The sequence below is a fragment of the Xanthomonas sp. D-99 genome (assembly GCF_017746145.1).
GTDB lineage: Bacteria > Pseudomonadota > Gammaproteobacteria > Xanthomonadales > Xanthomonadaceae > Xanthomonas > Xanthomonas cissicola.
In genome coordinates, this window is sequence record NZ_JAGHWU010000111.1 from 1 (window position 1) to 18733 (window position 18733).

The window sequence follows — 18733 nt, forward strand, 5'->3', positions numbered from 1 at the left end:
GAAGTTCCAAAAGCCACTCTTCGGAACGACGCCACCTTCCGCCCTGTCAGGTCTCGTTGTTCAGACCTTCCCTTGGTGCGCACCGGTTTTTCGATCACCTCGGCGTTGAACAACGCAGTCGGTGCTTCGTTCCTGGACAGCGACGGAGGAGTGAAGTGCGGCGCGCCGGACGCAGTGATCGCCGGTTGCACGCCGATCAATGTCTTCAACCCCAACGACCCGGCCACCATCGCCGCATTGCGTGGCACGCAGCGGCCGGTGGACCTGATTGACAAAAGCCAGATGCGCTTTGTCGATATCAGCGCCAATGGCGATCTGTTCAAGCTGCCGGCCGGAATGGTGCAGGCGGCCATCGGCCTGGTGTATCGCACCAACACGTTCGCGCAGGGCACGACGAGCGAGGTGGCCGCTGCCGATGCCGATGGCAATTGCGACTACAACGATGGCTGCATCCTCAAGCAGGGGCGCGATGAGTCGGTCAGGGAAGCCTATGCGGAATTGCTGCTGCCACTGTTGAAGGATGTGCCGTTCGCCCATGTGTTGAACCTGAATCTGGGCTCGCGCTATTCCAACTACGACGCCTGGGGCAGCACCACCAACAGCAAGCTTGCGATCGAGTGGCGGCCAATTGCGAATCTGCTGGTCCGCGCCACCGGCTCGCAGGTGTTCCGGGCGCCGGCATTGGGCGATTTGTATGGCTCGCCCTACAACAGCGTGGTCGACAACACCGGCGATTTCGAGGACCCGTGCACAGGCTTGACCGGCGCGCCGAATCCGGCCTGCGCGAACGTGCCCAACGATGGCAGCTTCACCAACACTGCGCAGTTCAACGTGGTGACCTCCGGCGCCAATAACGTGGGCTTCAAGCTCAAGCCCGAGCGTGGCCGCTCCTACAATGTGGGCGTGGTCTACGACCCGGATCGGTTGCGCGGGCTGTCGCTCAACGTGGACAGCTGGCGAGTCGTGCTGGACGACATGCTGAGCGGTGTCGGCTATCAGCAGGTGGTCAGCGATTGCTTCGACGGCAGCGAAGCCGCCTTCTGTCCGCTGATTCAACGCGATGCCACCGGACAGCTGACGCGGGTGTCGGTGCCGTTCGCGTACAACAGCGGCAAGGTCGATATTCGCGGCTACGATGCCGGCATTCACTACACGCTGGCCGATACTGCCTGGGGCACGTTTGCGCTGGGGCTGGATGCGACGTTCTTCTCCAGCTATCGCTTTGCGGGCGATTCGCATAATTACGTTGGCGAAAATTCCAGCTGGGGCAACATGCCGCGCTGGCGCGCCGTGGCCAATCTGGCCTGGGACAAGGGCCCGTGGCATGCGAGCTGGAACGCCCGTTACCTGGGCCGCACGGTCAACGGTAGCCAGTACGAAAATTTCTGCGTCGACACCAATGCCGATGGTAGCTGCGCCTACTTCCCAATCGGCTCGGTGGTGTATCACGACGCCTCGCTGAGCCGGAAGATCGCATCGCTGCATAGCACGCTGGCGGTGGGCATCGACAACCTGGGCGACCGCAAGCCGCCACGGTTCTATAGCTACTCCAATGCGGCCAATACCGAAGCGAGCACCTACGACATGCTCGGGCGGTATGTCTGGAGCCGGCTGCGCGTGGAGTTTTAGGGCGGCTAACAAGGCAGCAAACAGATGTCAGGCAACGTAGACGGCGCACCGCCCTTGGAACGCAGTGGACGCGCGGTACATGCCGCACCGAGCAATGGCGCGCCAAGTTGGCGCAAGGCTGGGGTTGCCCTGCATGGCCTGCGTCAGCCGGTGGGTGCGCGGCCGGCGGTTCGCGTCATCTGTCGCCACGATCGCTACGCGTGGCGGCAGACGACGCACAGCAAGGTTCGCATTGCATCGCTGCACTTCGTGTTGACGCAGGTGTTGCCGGCGCAAACAACTATAGTGAGGCGGCTGCGTTACATCGCTTGCGATGCAATAGGGAGTATCGCCGCTGTTTATTGTCCGATGCGCACCAGCCGCCGCATCGATCGCGCTGCCTTGCACGCTAATGAGATGGATGCATGAGGAATTTACGCTGGAAGTTGTTCCTGGCGCGGCACCGGCGCTGGTTGCGTTTGACCCGACGCACCGGCGCTGCTGCGCTGTTGTGGACATGCGTAATGCTGGGCTGGCCGCTTGCAGTCGCCCAGGAAGCGCCGATCGCCCAGCCCAACGCGATGATCGGCGAGCCGCTGTTCCACGGGCTGGACCACCCGATGCCCGACAGCGCGGTGCCGTTTGCGCCCGGCGGACAACTGGCACGGATCTACGCGGCCGATGTCGCGCATGGGGCAGGGCAGGTGCCGGGCAACGATTTCTGGATCGACCGCATGCTGGTGCGCGAGGGAACCGGCGGCGGTTTCGACGATCGCAACGACTGGCTGTTTACCCGCGGCCGTGCCGCGTATCTGACCTATCACGCGCCCGATGCGCCGGGATTCGTTGGGCAGGTGGCGTATTGGCATGCCACCGACTACGACGCGCTGTTCCACATCCACTCCACGCTGGGCAAGCGTCGTATCCACTGGAAGGAGGTGTCGCAGCAGCGGCGTCAGACGCCGAGCTATTTCACCACAGTGTTCGAAGATGCCGACGCGGGCGTGCGCATGCGCTTGGTCAAGTACATCACCGAGCAGAACGTGGCGGTCGCCAGCGTCGTGCTGTCCAGTCTGGATGGCGCAGCGCACACGCTATCGCTGCAAGCGGTGTCGCCGATCGCCCAGCATGCCGACGGCAACGAGTTGACCGGTGCATTCGACGCCTACAACCACATCACGACGGTCTTCCCCCGTCTGTCCGGCGATGGCTTCCGCGTCGAGGGGCAGCAGCTGGTGCGCGATGTGGAGATTCCTGCCAGTGGCGAAACGGCGGCAATCAAGCTGCAGCTCGGCATGCTTACCCGCGAATTGCCCGAAGCCCGCGCCGAGTACACGCGGATTGCCGCGCAGACGCCGCAGCAGGCCTACCAGCAGCACGTGGCCAGCTATAACCGCTGGTGGGTGGACAATCTGCCGTACCTGGATACGCCCGACGAGAACATCAGTAAGAGCCTGTTCTATCGCTGGTGGGTGCTGCGCTTCAACTTCCTCGATGCCAACGTCCCCGGCAACGACTACCAGTTCCCGGTCGCCATCGAGGGTGTGCTTGGCTACGACAATGCCATCGTGCTGACCGCCGGAATGTTCCTGGACGATCTGAAATACCTGCGCAATCCGCTGTACGCCTATGGCACCTGGCTCAGCGCGGGCGAGACCGCGGGCGGTGGCAAGTACACCGACAACCCCGGCTCGCCGGAGAACTGGTCCAACTCCTATGCGCAATACATCACGGCCGCGGCATGGCGGTCGATGCAGATCCATGGTGGGCCAGCGGCGCTGGCGGGCAAGCTGGCACGCTATGGCAGCGGTGACGTGGACGGCGTACTGGCGGCCTACGATCTCAATCACAACGGTTTGATCGAATACGACTGGGCGGCGATGACCGGCAACGACGCCGACGCGGTGTCGTTCGACTGGGCCGACCAGCACGGCCAGATCCGCATGGACCGCACCGAGAGCGCCTACGTCTACGCCAATGCGCAGGCGGCGGCGCAGGCAGCGATGCTCGCGGGCGACACCGCTACCGCGCAGCGCATGCAGGCCACCGCGCGCCGTATCCGCAAGGCTGTGCTGGACGTGCTGTGGCAGGACCACAGCGACGCGCCCGACTCAGTTGGCCTGTATGGCGATCTGCTCAAGCATCGCCAGGCCGACGGGCCGCGGCTGGCGGTCGACTGGAAGGAAACCAACAACTACTACCCGTTCAGCGTGGGCTTGATGCCCAAGCAGGGCGATTCCGGCTACGCCCCCAAGTATGTGCGCGCCTTGCGGCTGTTCGCCGACGCAGCGCAATACCCGCTGTTCCCGTTCTATACCGCCAACCAGGTGGACATGCAGGCGCGCGGCAGCGGCACCGATGTGGGCAGCAACAACTTTTCCACCATCAATGCGACGGTGGCATTCCGTCTATTCGGCTCGGCCCTGCGCGATTACCCCAGCCCGTATCTGAACGCGCAGAGCTACCGCAAGCTGCTGTACTGGAATGCCTGGGCGCCCTTTATCAATGGCGACAATCGCTACCCCGACCAGAACGAATTCTGGGCCAAGGGCAGTGCCAAGAACGGCGGCAAGATCGGTTATCGCTCCTGGATCCACCATACCCAGCTGGGGGCGACCAACTTCAGCATGATCGAGGATGCGATGGGCTTTCGCCCGCGCAGCGACGGCAAGATCGAGTTGTATCCGATCGATATCGGCTGGGACCATTTCGCCGCCGACAATCTGCGCTATCGCGACCGCAATCTGAGCATCGTCTGGGATCGTGATGGCAGCCATTACGGTGGCCGGCTGCCGAAGGGCTATAGCGTCTATCTGGATGGTCGCCTGGCGTTCCGTGTGGACCGGTTGGCGCATGTGGTGTACGACCCGGCCAGCGGCCAGGTCAGTGCCGCGCCGGACGCGGTCAACCGCAATGGCACCGCGCAGGTGCTGGAAGCGCATCCCGCGCCGCTGGCGTCGATGACGCAGGTGCCGTTCGCGGCCGGCTCGCGGATCGCGCAGATCCTGGCCAAGGCCGGTGTGGATGTGACGCTGCCGCCCGCGCACAGTCGCGATCTTGCCGAGGGTGCCCGTGTCAGCGCCAGTTTCGCTGCCGCAGGTTTGCCGGCGACGGCGGCGGTAGACGGCAGTACTGCCAGTACGCCGTTCTGGGGTACCGCCGGCTCGCCGTCGGCCAGCGACTGGATCGCGCTGGACCTGGGCAGCCTGCAAACCGTGGATCAGGTCGTGCTGTACTTCTATCGCAGCTCGTCGCCGGGCGGCGATCAGAACGGCTTTCCCTCCGGAACGCTGCCTGGCTACGCGGCACCGTGGATCTACACCGTGCAATATCAGGACGGCAGCGGTGGATGGAAGAACGTTCCCGGCCAGGTCCGCGATGCCACGCTGGCGGAGGGCAATCGCAATCGGGTGCGCTTTCCGGCCATCCGCACTGCCGCGCTGCGCGTGGTGGTGACGCACGCTGGCACGGCGCGCACCGGCATCAAGGAAATCCAGCTGTTCGATAGCGGCTTGCCGGCGCCGGCATTTGCGGGCAACACGCCGCCGCAGGTGCAGGCATGGCAGCTGGACACGCCGGGCGCCGATGGCGCGGTGGCGGTGCAAGGCCGCGTTGGTGATGACGGCTTGCCCACTGGCACGCTGCAGGTGCGCTGGCGCGTGCAGCAGGCCCCGGAAGGTGGCGATGCGGTGTTTGCCGATGCCGCCGCGCTACAGACTTCGGTACGTTTCACCCGTGCCGGGCAATACATCTTGCGATTGGTCGCCAACGATGGGGCGCTGATCGGGCATGCCGATGTGCAGGTCAGCGCCGCCGCCTCGCGCCCGCTGCAGAGCATCCCGTTGCAGGCCGTGGCCGCTGTCAGTGCGCAACTCACCGGCATGCAATACCGCGTGCAGGCCTTGAACGATGGCTTCATCCCGCAGCCGGGCAGCTTTCCCAGTGGTAGCCTGCGCTGGGGCAGCTATGGGCTCGACCAGCCAGCGACAGTGTGGTTGCAGTATCAATGGCCACGTCCGGTGCGCTTGTCGTCGAGCACGCTCTATCTGTGGAACGACCAGCCCAATGGCGGGGTGGCAGCGCCTGCTGGCTGGAAGTTGCAGATGCTGCAGGACGGACGTTGGCAGGACATCGTCAGCAAGAGCGGCTACCCGATTGCCCCGGGGGCGACAGGTGCGGCGAGCACCGCCAGCTTTGTGCCGGTCGTAACCACCAGGCTGCGCGTGGTGTTGACGACGCAGACCAAGGGCGACGGACATGCCGCCATCGGTGTGGACGAATGGCAGGCGCTGTCTGATCTGCCCAAACAGTTGGAGACGATCGATCTGCGGACTGCTCCCGGGCAACTGCCGACGCTGCCACAGGAGATCACCGCGTTCTTTGCCGATGGCAGTGTGCTGCCGGTGGCGGTGCAGTGGTCAGAGCTGGCCGCCAGCCGCCTGGGCCACGAAGGTACGGTGGAACTGCAGGGCTTGGTGGAAGGCGCGATTCCCGTCAGGGCCACCATCTGGGTACGCGCGACGCCGCCGGCTCAGATCAACACCGTGCAGCCGTTGCCGACGGTGAGCGCGGTTGTTGGGCATGCACCGACGCTACCGGGCTTTGTGACGGTGCAATACAACGACGGCTCGCGCGAACGCTTGCCGGTGCAATGGCCAACCTTGCAAGCGGAGCGTTACGCACAGCCTGGCGAACTCCAGCTCACCGGCACCGCGCAAGGGCGTGCACCCACCGGACACGTGTCGGTGACGCTGCTGGTGCAGATCAAGGCGGCTGCGCCATGATGCGCACGTTTTTACGGTTGCTGGTGGTGACGTGCGGGTTGTTGCTGGCCAGCGCTCCGGCCTGTGCCTTACAGCCGCCGCAGGCAACGCGGCTGCATGCACCCGGCAATCCCATCCTCGCCGACGGCAGCACATATTCCGCCGACCCTGCGCCGCTGGTGGCCGATGGCAAGCTGTACATCATTGCCGGCCGCGACACCGCGGCTCCCAATCTCAATGCGTTCGTCATGCCTGGCTGGCAACTGTTCGTCAGCAGCGATCCGGCCAGCGGCGACTGGACCCACTACCGCGATCTATTGCGGCCGCAGCAGGTCTTTGCCTGGGCAGACAAGCGTCATGCCTACGCGGCGCAGATCGTGCAGGGCCCGGATGGGCGCTATTACCTGTATGCGCCGGTGCAGCAGCGCGATTCGCCCAATGCCGACCCATTCGCGATCGGCGTGGCGGTGGCCGATAGTCCGCTCGGCCCTTGGACCGACGCGCATCCGCAGGGTCCGGTGGTCTCGCAGTCGGTGCCGGGCCACAACGACATCCAGAACATCGACCCGACCGTGCTGGTCGACGACGACGGACGGGCGTATCTGTATTGGGGCACCTTCGGTGCGTTGTACGGCGTGGAGCTGCAGCGCGACATGATCAGCTTCAAGGGCACGCCGATCCGCGTGGACACGCTGGACGGTTATTTCGAGGCGCCCTGGCTGTTCAAGCGCAACGGCACCTATTATCTGGCCTACTCGGCCAACAACGCCGGGCGTCTTTCGCCATGCACGCCCACGCTGTATCACGCCTGCATTGCCTATGCGAGCGCGCCAACCCCGCTGGGTCCGTGGACATATCGCGGCATCGTGCTGCGGCCGGTGTCCTCGACCACCTCGCATCCGGGCATCGTCGAATTTCAGCGGCAGTGGTATCTGGTGTATCACACCGCCGATGCGCACGGCGGCGGGCATTTCCGCCGCAGCGTGGCGATCGACCGGCTGGAATGGGACGACAGCACCCAGCCGGCCAGCATCAGCACCGTGGTGCCGACGCGGCGTCCAACGCCACCTGCGCCGCCCACGCGCAATCAAGCGCCGTCGGCCTATGCAACTGCATCCAATGGCCCGGATATCCCGGTGCAGTACTGGATCGCCGCGCTCAACGACGGCATCGTCAAGGCCAATCCCTTGCCGCCGGAGATGTGGGGCAGCTGGACGGACCACAACCCATCGCAGCAGTGGATCCAATACAGCTGGGCGCAACCGATCACCGTGGATCGCACGCGCATCGTGTTCTGGGCCGACCACCCGGCCGGTGCCGACGTCGGCGTGGCACCGCCGGCGCGTTGGCATCTGGAATACCGGAGCGCGGGGCGATGGCAGCCCGTGCAGCCGCGCGATGGGTATGGCAAGCGTCCCGATCACGATGAAGCGGTGTCGTTCGCGCCGGTGACGACGCGCTGCGTGCGCGTGGTCATGGACGCCTCCGGCAACCCGGCCAGCTACGCCGCGCTGGCAGTGCAGGAATGGGAAGTGCTGGCGCCACAGCCACAACGGCTGCCATCTGCCACAGCCGCCGACAGCACGCATTGCGATGCGCCGTGAAGCAACTGACAAGGCACCGCGTGCGGCAGCCGAACGATGGCTGAGGGTGCGCGAGCAGTGCAGTGCACTGGCGGGGTACAACGAACTGGCTTGCGCGCACTGGCCGCGCATGCCTTGCGAACGTGTCCCAAGTGGTTCAGGCGCGCTGACGTGCGTTGCTCCACATTGCAAGCAGTTGTGTCGCCCCGCGCAGCCGTCGCGTCTGCTCTCCTGGCCGGCCTGTCGCAGCGTCCTTGGCGTATGCCTGCCGCAGCGGTTGCGGCCAGCGGCTCGGCCATCGTCCATCAACGCCGCACTGTCTTTCCAACGCTTCGATGAGGTCGCAGGTGCCACAGATCCCCGTCATGCGCTTTCGCACCATCGCCACCTGGTGCGTGTCGCTCGCCCTCGCGCACATCGTGTCGGCGACTGCGGCACCACTCGCCGCCCCCACGCCAGCGCAGTACACGCAAGCGATGGGCTTGTCCGATCGCTATGCCTCGCTGGTGGACCGGCAGCCTACGGCGCCGGTGTGGGTGGATGCCGGGCATTTTCTGTATCGGCGTGGGGTGGCACGCAGCAACCAGTTGCCGGCCATCGAATACCGCCTGGTAGAGGCGGCCATTGGCCGCAACACACTGGCCTTCGATCACGCGCGACTGGCCGCCGCGTTGACGCAGGCTGGTGCCAAGGCAGTCGACGCAGCGCGACTGCAGCTCGAGGAGCCCACCCTGGAACAGCAGCGCCTGAGCTTCCAGCTGGCGAAACTGGGCTGGCAATGCGATCTGCGGCGCTATCGCTGCGCACATCTGCCCGAACGCGACCTGCCAGCCGAATCGATGGACATGCGCCTGCCGCACAAACAGGGCGAGCAGCAGGCCAAGCAATCGCCGGATGGCCGCTGGCGCGCCTGGGTGGAGCAGGGCAACCTGGTCATCGCACCGGTCGGCAGTCACGAACGCAGCGTGCTCAGCCAAGATGGCAGTGCGCAGGACTACTACGCACTCGACAGCGTGGTGTGGTCGCCGGATTCGCAGCATCTGGCGGCGTATCGGGTCAAGGCACCGCCGCCGCGGATGGTCTATTACATCGAGTCGGCGCCCGCTGATCAGCTGCAGCCGAAGTTGCATCAGCAGGTCTACCCCAAGCCGGGCGATGCATTGCCGGTGATGCAACCGGTGCTGTTCGACATCGCCACGCACGCAGCGCACCCGGTGGCGATGACCTTGCTACCCAATGCCTTCACCGTGAGCGAGATGGTCTGGTGGAACGACAGCCGCGGCTTCACCTTTGAATACAACGCGCGCGGGCACCAGCTGTATCGGGTGATCGAGGTGGACGCACGCACCGCCAACGCGCGCACGCTCATCGAAGAGACATCGCCCACCTTCATCGAATACTCCGAGCTCAGTGGCGAGCATGAGAACGGCGGCAAGCACGCGCGCCAGGATCTGGACGATGGCGCGCAAATCGTGTGGGCCTCCGAGCGCGATGGCTGGGAGCATCTGTATCTGTACGACGGCCACAGCGGCGAGGTGATCCGCCAGATCACCCGTGGCGACTGGGTAGTGCGCAAGCTCGATCGCATCGACCAAGCCGCAGGGCAGGTGTATTTCACCGCCTCGGGCATGCAGCCCGGCGAAGACCCGTACTATCGCCATGCCTATCGCATCGGCCTGGATGGCCGCGGGCTCACCGCATTGACGCCGCTGGCTGCCGATCATGAGGTGCGCTATTCGCCGGATGGAACCTGGCTACTGGATCTGTATTCGCGCGTTGATCTGGGCCCGGTGCTGGAACTGCGGCGCAGCGCAGATGGCGGGCTGGCACGCACGGTGGAGCGCACCGACCTGAGCCGCCTGCTGGCGGCTGGGTGGCAGGCGCCGCTGCCGTTCCACACCACCGGGCGCGATGGCAAGACCGAGATCTGGGGCGTCATCCATCGCCCGCAGCAGCTCGATCCGCAGCGGCGCTATCGGGTCGTCGAAGACATCTATGCAGGTCCGCAGGGCTCGTTCGTCCCCAACCGCTTTACCACCGCGACACCATCGCTCACCGGGATGGGGTTTGCGGTGACGCAAATCGATGGCATGGGCACCAACAACCGCTCGCGGGCCTTCCACGATGTGGCATGGCGCAACCTCAAGGACGCCGGGTTGCCGGACAGTATCGCCTGGCACAAGGCCGCCGCAGCGCAGTACCCGTGGTACGACGTCGGCGGCGGTGTCGGCGTGTACGGCACCTCGGCGGGCGGGCAAAACGCGTTGGGGGCGCTGCTGTTTCATCCGGAGTTCTATGTGGCGGGTGTGGCCAATTCCGGGTGTCACGACAACCGCATGGACAAGATCTGGTGGAACGAACAGTGGATGGGCTGGCCGGTCGGGCCGTGGTACGCCGCCTCGTCGAACGTGGAGAACGCTGCGCGCCTGCATGGGCATCTGTTGCTGGTCACCGGCGACATGGATATGAATGTAGACCCGGCCAGTACCTTCCAGGTGGCCGATCGCCTGATCAAGGCCGGCAAGGACTTCGATCTGCTGGTCGTGCCGGGCGGCGACCACGGTGCCGGTGGCGACTACGGCAGGCGCCGCTTGCTGGATTTCTTCCTGCGCTGGATGCAGCAGGCACCCACCCCGGAGTGGAATCGCAATGCAGCAGCGCCGGCCGCACCGGCGCCGTGATGCGCGTGCGCTGCCGTTCGCGTGCGTCGATTTGACGTGCGCGGCACACCCAGCCCGATGCCCCGGTCCGCGCAGCGATCCTGGTCAGCTTGATCTGCACTCCAATCGCCGCAAGCAGTGCGCAAGCGTGCGGGCTCGAGCGAGCTCGTGCCGCCACGCATGATCGTTCAGTTGCGAACCATGCTGTTTTCCGCATGCGCGTTCGCCAAATGCGACAAGACGTAGCGTCCGCGCACAGGCACATTGTGACCAGCTGATGAAAACTGGAGCGCAAGCGCGCATCCAGTGTGGAATGCACCACATTCCTGGCAGTACGCGTTGCTGCGCGATTTTCCGGTCGCCTGCGTCGCACGTTGTCTGCGTGTCTGCACCACGACCGTGCCAGCGGTCCGTTGCAGCGTGCGTCTGCCATCTACGTCGCCCTGCGCCGCTATACGTCGGCACGGGCAGGTATTGCCCACTGTTTGTCTTTCGTCACACTCAGGAGCCTTGCATGCCGATGTTGCCGTTGCCTCTCTCCCGCACGACCAACGCCACCACGCGGCCGTTGCCGAGCATGCTCACTTCCGCGCTGTTGCTGGCGCTGTCGGCAGGTGCGGCCGCGCCGGTGGCTGCTCAGCAGGCGGCGGGTGGCGATGCGACGCAGACGCTGGACAGCGTGGTCGTCACCGGCTCGCGCCTGCGCCGCGTGGACACCGAAACCGCCAACCCGGTGGTCACCGTCAGCCAGGAGCAGATCGCTGCCACCGGCAAGGCGACCGTGGGCGATTTGCTGCAGGAATTGCCATCCATCGCCGGCAATGCCACCAATCCCTATACCAACAACGGCGGCGGCACCGGTGCCTCGGCGATCTCGCTGCGCGGCCTGGGCGACAAGCGCACGCTGGTGCTGGTCAACGGCATCCGCCTGGCTTACAACGACGTCAACGCCATTCCTTCCAGCATGATCGAACGCATCGAGGTGCTCAGTGACGGTGCCTCTGCGGTGTACGGCTCCGATGCGATCGGCGGGGTGGTCAACTTCATCCTGCGCTCGCGCTTCGACGGCGTGCAGTTCAGCAGCGACTTCGGCACCAGTAGCGAAGGCGATGGCAACCGCCGCAACTTCGCCTTGACCGCCGGCAAGACCTGGGAGCGCGGCAGCCTGATCGGCGGCCTGTCGTATCACAACATCGATGCCGTCTCGGCAGTGGCGCGCGATTACTCCAAGGACGCGCTCGCCCTGACCAATGGCCAACCGGTGAAGCAGGGCTCCTCCGCCACGCCCACCGGCTCGGTCAACTTCAACGATGGGTCGGATCAATCGCAGCTGCTTGCACAATCCAATGGCTGCGGGCGCGTCACCCTCAACAGCGGTGTCAGCGGGCGCGCCGGCCCCGGCGACTTCCACTGTTACAACGCCAGCGCAGACTCGTACAACTACCAGCCGTTCAACCTGTTGCAGACCCCGCAAAAACGCACCAATGCTTTCCTGCTGGGCACGTATCGCTTCAGCGACAACGTCGAGGGCTACGTCAACACCTGGTTTAGCAAGACTGAGTCGGCCTCGATCATTGCGCCGATTCCGATCTTCTCCAATGGCGACAACATCCTGGTGTCGGCGCAGAGTTACTACAACCCGTTCGGCGTCAACTTCGGCACCGATCGCAGCACCGGCACCTCCTACAGCGACCTCAATACCCGCGCCACCGTGCTGGGCAACCGCCGCTATCAGTACAACACCTACAACTTCCAGATCAGCCCGGGTCTGCGCGGCCGTTTCGGCGACAGCTCCTGGCAGTGGGATGCCACCTTCAATTACGGCAAGGTCAAGCAAAAGTCGATCAACAACGGCTTTCTCGACTATGCCGCGTTCAATCAGGCCATCGGCCCGTCGTTCCTGGACAGCGACGGCACCGTCAAGTGCGGCAGCGCAGGCGCAGCGATTGCCGGCTGCACGCCGTTGAATTTCTTCAACCTCAACGACAGCTCCAACCTGGCCACATTGCAGGGCATGGTGGTCAATCCCATCGTCACCAGCGTGTACACGGTCAAGCAATTCGAGGCCAATGCCAACGGCACGCTGTTCGCGTTGCCGGCCGGCGAGGCCAGCCTGGCGGCCGGCATGTCGTACCGAAAAGAGCGCTCCACCACCGCCTCGGACCCGCTATGGACCGGCGATGAGAACGGCCTGTGCGGGGTGATCGAATTCTGTTCGTCCAGCTTGAGCGGCAGTTTCGATGTCAAGGAAGCCTACGCAGAAGCACTGTTCCCGCTGCTCAAGGATCTGCCCGGCATCAATGCATTGAACATCACGATCGGCACGCGCTTTTCCGACTACAGCTCGGTGGGCAGCAAGACCAATAGCAAGCTCTCGCTGGAATACCGCCCCATCGAAAACCTATTGTTGCGCGGCACCGTCTCGCAGGTGTTTCGCGCACCCAACATCAACGAGCTGTATGCCGGCGTCGCCGGCGACGCGGCCACCGTCAACGACCCGTGCAACGGCTACACCGGCGGCAACACGGTGGCCTGCGCGAACGTGCCCACCGATGGCAGCTACCAGCAATCGGATGGGCAGGTGTCGGGCAAGGTCTCCGGCGCGGCAGTGGCGGGCTACCAGCTCAAGCCGGAAACCGGCAAGTCCTACGATGTCGGCTTGGTCTACGACCCGCAATGGATCGACGGCCTGTCGCTGAGTGCGGACTGGTGGCGCATCGACCTGGAAGACACCATCACCACGGTGTCGGCGCAGACGGTGCTGAATCAATGCTTCGCCAACTCGGCCAGCGCGTTCTGCGCGTTGATCCATCGCAACGGCAACGGCACCATCAATTACATCGCCGAGCCCACCGTCAACCTGGGCAAGCTATGGGCCAAGGGCATGGACTTCAACCTGACCTACCGCCTGCCGGCGACCGCCTGGGGCAATGTCACCGCCGGCCTCAACGGCACCTATCTCACCCGTTACGACGTGTTGCCCGACACCACCGACCCCAGCTCGGTCACCATCCACAACGTGGGCCGCTACACCCAGGCCTACGGCAACTTCCCACGCTGGCGTGCGCTGGGCACGGTCAGCTGGGCACTGGACGACTGGAGCGCCACCTGGCGCATCCGTTACGTGGGGCATACCGCCATCGGCAATTCGGATCCGGACCAGAGCCTGTCGGCCGATGCCAGCGAACCGACGGTGGTGCGCAATATCGGCGCCTACGTCTACAACAACCTGCAGCTTGGCTATAACGTGGAGCCATGGCATACGCGCTTTGAAGTTGGTGTGGACAACATCGCTAACAAGCAGCCGCCGTTGTATTACTCCAACAACGTGGGCAATGCCAATACCGATGTGGCGACCTACGACCTGCTCGGGCGTTTTTATTGGGCACGCGCGACGGTGAAGTTCTGAGTGTGCTGTTGTTGCGGCGCTGCGCGGCCGGGTGCGAGCGGTTGCGCAGATGCCATTCCACGGCCTGGTTGCGACCGCGCGCATGCGTGCGCGCTTTCAGGAGTTAAGCTGATCCCATGACGGAAGTGCACCTAAGCGAATCGACCTGCAACCACACGCTGTCGCTATCGCGGCGGCGCTTTCTGGCCTGGAGCAGCCTGGCGGTAGCTGCAGGCTTCCTGAGGTTCCCGGCCCAGGCCAGCGCTGCGCAACCTGGCAGCGTGCGCGCGGTGCCGCTTGCCCAGGTCCGGCTCACGCCATCGTTGTTTCTGGATGCTCTGCAGACCAACCGGCGCTATCTGATGCGGCTGCAGCCGGACCGGCTGTTGCACAACTTCGTGCTGTATGCCGGCCTCGACCCGAAGGCGCCAGCCTATGGCGGTTGGGAGGCGGACACCATTGCCGGGCATACGCTCGGCCACTATCTCAGTGCGCTGGCACTCATGCACGCGCAAACAGGCGATGCGCAGTGCCGCACGCGCGCCGGGTATCTGGTCAGCGAACTGGCACGCTGCCAGACGCATGCCGGCGATGGCTATGTGGCCGGCTTCACACGCAAGAACGCAGCCGGGCAGATCGAGAGTGGGCGCGCGGTCTTCGACGAGCTTAAACGCGGCAAGATCGACCCGGCGCCGTTCTATCTCAACGGCAGCTGGGCGCCGCTGTACACCTGGCACAAACTGTTCGCCGGACTGCTTGATGTACATGCGCATTGCGAAAATGCGCAGGCGCTGCAGGTCGCGGTGGCTCTGGCCGGTTACCTGCAGGGCGTCTTCGCTGCGCTCGACGACGCGCAATTGCAAAAGGTGCTGTCCTGCGAATTCGGTGGCCTCAACGAATCGTTCGTCGAACTGCATGTGCAAACCGGCGATGCGCAATGGCTGGCGCTGGCGCAGCGCCTGCATCACCACGCCGTGCTCGACCCACTCATCGCCCAGCGCGACGCATTGGCGCACCAGCATTCCAATACCAATATCCCCAAGCTGATCGGCCTGGCGCGCGAGTACGAAGTCATCGGCGCTGCCGCATCGGGCGCGGCAGCGCGCTTCTTCTGGCATACCGTCACCGACCACCACACCTATGTGATCGGCGGAAATGGTGATCGCGAATATTTCCAACAGCCGGACAGCATTTCGAAATTCCTCACCGAGCAGACCTGCGAGCATTGCGCCAGTTACAACATGCTCAAGCTCACCCGCCACCTGTATCAATGGGGCCCGCAGGCGGAGTTGTTCGACTACTACGAACGCACCTTGCTCAACCACGTGATGGCACAGCAGCATCCACGCACCGGCATGTTTACCTACATGACGCCGCTGCTGGCCGGCGAAGCGCGCGGCTGGTCGTCGCCGTTCGACGATTTCTGGTGCTGCGTCGGTAGCGGCATGGAAGCGCACGCGCAGTTCGGCGATTCCATCTACTGGCAGGACGGGCAGGGCGTCTACATCAATTTGTACGTGCCTTCCACCGTGCGCGACGCCGCCGGACTAAACATGACCTTGCACAGCGCCTTGCCGGAGCAGGGCAGCGCCTCGCTGCGCATCGATGGCGCGCCGCCAGCGCAACGCATGCTCGCACTGCGCGTGCCGGGTTGGGCGCAACAACCGCGCCTGCGACTCAATGGCCAACCTGTCGATGGCAGCGCCAGCGATGGCTATCTACGCCTCACGCGCGTCTGGCAGCCCGGCGATACCCTCCAGCTGTCGTTCGACATGCCGCTGCGCCTGGAAGCGACCCCGGACGATCCCGCCTGGGTGTCGGTGCTGCACGGCCCGCTGGTGCTCGCCGTCGATCTGGGCGACGCCGCCAAGCCGTGGTCGGGCAAGACCCCGACATTGATCGGGGGGCAGGACATCCTGCAACGCCTGCAGCCGGTGCCGGGCAAGACAGCGTTCGTCTACACCGATGGCATGCAGCAGTGGCAGTTGTCGCCGTTCTACGCCCAGTTCGACCGCCGCAGCGCGGTTTACCTGGAACACCGCGACGCCGCCGCATGGCGGCAACGCCAGACCGAACTGGCGGCAGCAGCGGCAGCGCAGCACGCACTCGACACCCGCGCGCTCGATCGCATCGCGCTGGGCGATGAAGCCTCCGAAAAGGCGCATGCACTGCAGGGGGAAAATTCCAACCCGCTCAGCTACCGCCGCCGGCCCGGCCGCGACGTGCGTACCGGCGGCTTCATGGCCTTCACCCTGCGCAATACCGCCCAGGCCCGCATCCTGCGCCTGCGCTACTGGGGCGACGAAACCCGCCGCCGCTTCCGCATCCTCGCCGACGGCGAACTCATCGCCAGCGAACGCCTGGACGGCAACCGCGGCCTGGATTTCGTCGATGTGGATTACGCTTTGCCGGCAGCAGTGGCCGGCCGCGCCACCTTGCAGATTCGTATCGAACCGGAGAAAGGCTACTCGGCCGGGCCTGCCTTTGGGTGTTGGGTGTTGGCGTCGGTTTGAGTGTGGGCGCTGTAGCAAGCGCATCTTGAAAGTATGACGAGGTCCTCGCGCGACCTCTGCAGAGCGCATGGCACCACAGAGCGAGAGACCGCGCCCGCAGCTACACGTAAGAACTCAGACATGCAACATAAAGCCCCTCTCCCCGCGGGAGAGGGGTTGGGGTGAGGGTACGGCGGCGAAGCCCCTGTGCAGTTTCAGCAGTGCAGAAATGCCGCATTACTCACTCGCAGGCTAATCCTCCGCTACCGTCACCACCAGTTCGCCATTACGTGCAGTGATCCGCAGCTTGCTGCCAACCGCAAACCCCAATTGCTCCAGCCACAGCCCGCGCAAGCGCACGCTGGGAATCCGCTGGCTGTGTTGCCGGCCCGGCGCTGCATCGTAAAACGCATAGCCCACCGTGCAGCGCGTGGGCGCGAGTGCCTTGCGCGGCGGGCGCTGCGCAATATCATCTGGGTGACGGGCGGGCCGGTGGTCGAAGGCGAGATTGTCCACGTCGAACGTGGGCGAGGGCACCAGCCGCATTGGCTGCGCGTCCTCTACCGGCGTGGTCGTCCGCTTGGCGGTAGCAGTGCGTTTGGCGTTCAATTTGGACCGCTTGGCGGTTGAAGACTGCGCCCGGCTCATCGCCTCACCTCCGCCAGCACCACGGAGCGACGACGCCCACCCACCCCCACTATCGATACATTTGCCATCACAACGCCTCCTACGAAGAACAGGCACCGTCGCCGGCCGGCGACGGGATGTCGGGAGGTTAGAAACCGTGCATAGTCGGCGGGCGTATTTCTCCCGAAGGAGTGTTGTATTAGCCGCCCTCCCGACGTAGGCATCGCGTCGGCTTGCACCTGCAGAACAGGCACAAAAACCCACCGGTTTGACGAAGGTGGGTACCGCTATGAACGGAGTTTCTACGCTCCTTGAGGTGGAGGTCGCTACTTGTTGTTCGGGATGTCAACTGCCCCAGACCACTAGGCAGTAAGCGAAAAAACTTAGTCCCTTCGCTGTTGTGCGGGCGGATTGGCTTGTCTTCCAGTTCCGGGTTTTGCTAGCAGCCGATGCTGTATTCTCTTTCTGACTTTATCGGGCGAAATTATATGGATATATATAAATCACTGCAGCCTATAATTTTTGTTTTTATTGATTTGTGATTTCGCAATCAATTTCTACGTTATCTGCAGCTACTTGAATGCAGCCCTCTACTAGATAGATGTATGTTGTTCCCTTACCCTTGGCTGGAGACCACGAGTTGATATTCCCTGATTTGGAGTTATCTAGTATTGATTCTAAGTCGGAAAGGCATGAGTAGTTTGCCACTTTATAAAAACTAATTATCAATTTTGATCTTTTTGAACTTTTTCTTGATTGATAGTGTTTTGTATAAATTTTTAGTGTGCGGGTGCTGAAGTCTAGTGAGATGCTCTCAATTATTGCGTCATGAAGATCTAGGGTTGCTGGATTTTCTTTATTCATTAACTTCCGGCTCCTGATAAAAATCCAAAAAATATAATTGCTGCGCCGCCGATATAAAGCACGGCTTTTGCGCTGGCAGACATTTCTGGAGTTGACTTTCGGGAATTAAAGTTGTCGTTAGTCACTGACTTGCCAGCAAAGCCATTATTTAATGCACATTCTTTGATTATGCTTGGTGCGTCATCCCATGTGCCGCCGTGCGAAGGATGTCCATTTTCGCCGCATTCTCCCGTATCACCTTTGCATTCCCAGTGGAGGTGCCTGATCTTACTGCCCGTGGCTTCATCGAAAGTAAAGTCGATTCGAATCCTGCAACCTTTCCCACATTCAATCCAGCGGCCACTTGTATGTTTGACAAGCCCAAATGCATCGCTGTATTTAAATGGGGATGACTCTACATAGGAGAATGTGGAAAATCCTCCGTTTAGTCCAATCGGATCACTCTGCCCATACCTGCCCGTAGCCGCTTCATAGTCCCGGAAGTAGTTCTGATTCAACCCACTCGCCGCATCGAAGCGCTGCCCCGGGAACCGCATATCCAAGACCAGCGCCGCACCATTCCCATCAGGATCTTGATTCGGCGCGGTGTTGCCGAAAGCTTCGCCCTTCAGGAAGGTCTGAACAACGAGACCTGACAGGGCGGAAGGTGGCGTCGTTCCGAAGAGTGGCTTTTGGAACTTCGGAATTTCGCCATTTCTGGCGCTTTCCGCGGGAATTTCCCGGTTCACAGACGCACGCTCCCCATCGC

General features: G+C 63.4%; 9 protein-coding genes. 6 read left to right on the forward strand and 3 right to left on the reverse strand.

The annotated features are described in order from the left end of the window. From J7360_RS20790 to J7360_RS20815, 6 genes are all read left to right on the forward strand, one after another. On the forward strand, positions 1–1629 hold a 1629-nt coding region (locus tag J7360_RS20790; RefSeq protein WP_244667873.1), incomplete at its 5' end, for a TonB-dependent receptor. Between the two features lie 404 nt (positions 1630–2033). Further along, a complete protein-coding gene (locus J7360_RS20795; RefSeq protein ID WP_057663993.1) occupies positions 2034–6392 on the forward strand; it encodes an Ig-like domain-containing protein in 4359 nt (1452 codons plus the stop codon). Beyond that, positions 6389–7975: a family 43 glycosylhydrolase gene (locus J7360_RS20800; RefSeq protein WP_209034723.1), complete on the forward strand. Its 1587-nt coding sequence runs from the start codon at positions 6389–6391 to the stop codon at positions 7973–7975. The genes J7360_RS20795 and J7360_RS20800 overlap by 4 nt, the downstream gene beginning before the upstream one ends. Before the next feature lie 314 nt (positions 7976–8289). After that, positions 8290–10635 (forward strand): DPP IV N-terminal domain-containing protein, encoded by a 2346-nt coding sequence (locus J7360_RS20805; RefSeq protein WP_209034725.1) that lies wholly within the window; start codon positions 8290–8292, stop codon positions 10633–10635. Between the two features lie 493 nt (positions 10636–11128). Continuing rightward, entirely contained in the window at positions 11129–14023 is a 2895-nt protein-coding gene (locus tag J7360_RS20810) for a TonB-dependent receptor (protein ID WP_209034727.1), read from the forward strand. Between the two features lie 116 nt (positions 14024–14139). Next, positions 14140–16515: a glycoside hydrolase family 127 protein gene (locus tag J7360_RS20815; protein WP_057664003.1), complete on the forward strand. Its 2376-nt coding sequence runs from the start codon at positions 14140–14142 to the stop codon at positions 16513–16515. Positions 16516–16746: 231 nt separating this feature from the next. On the opposite strand, the gene J7360_RS20820 is transcribed toward J7360_RS20815, so the two are convergent. The 3 genes from J7360_RS20820 to J7360_RS21545 form a co-directional block, all read right to left on the reverse strand. Beyond that, positions 16747–17142: a SymE family type I addiction module toxin gene (locus J7360_RS20820; RefSeq protein ID WP_209034729.1), complete on the reverse strand. Its 396-nt coding sequence runs from the start codon at positions 17140–17142 to the stop codon at positions 16747–16749. Positions 17143–17649: 507 nt separating this feature from the next. Continuing rightward, positions 17650–17985, reverse strand: coding sequence for a hypothetical protein (locus J7360_RS20825; RefSeq protein WP_139792627.1), 336 nt, complete (start codon positions 17983–17985; stop codon positions 17650–17652). Next, the coding region (locus J7360_RS21545; RefSeq protein ID WP_244667874.1) for an RHS repeat-associated core domain-containing protein at positions 17985–18733 on the reverse strand (749 nt) is incomplete at its 5' end. The genes J7360_RS21545 and J7360_RS20825, both read right to left, overlap by 1 nt.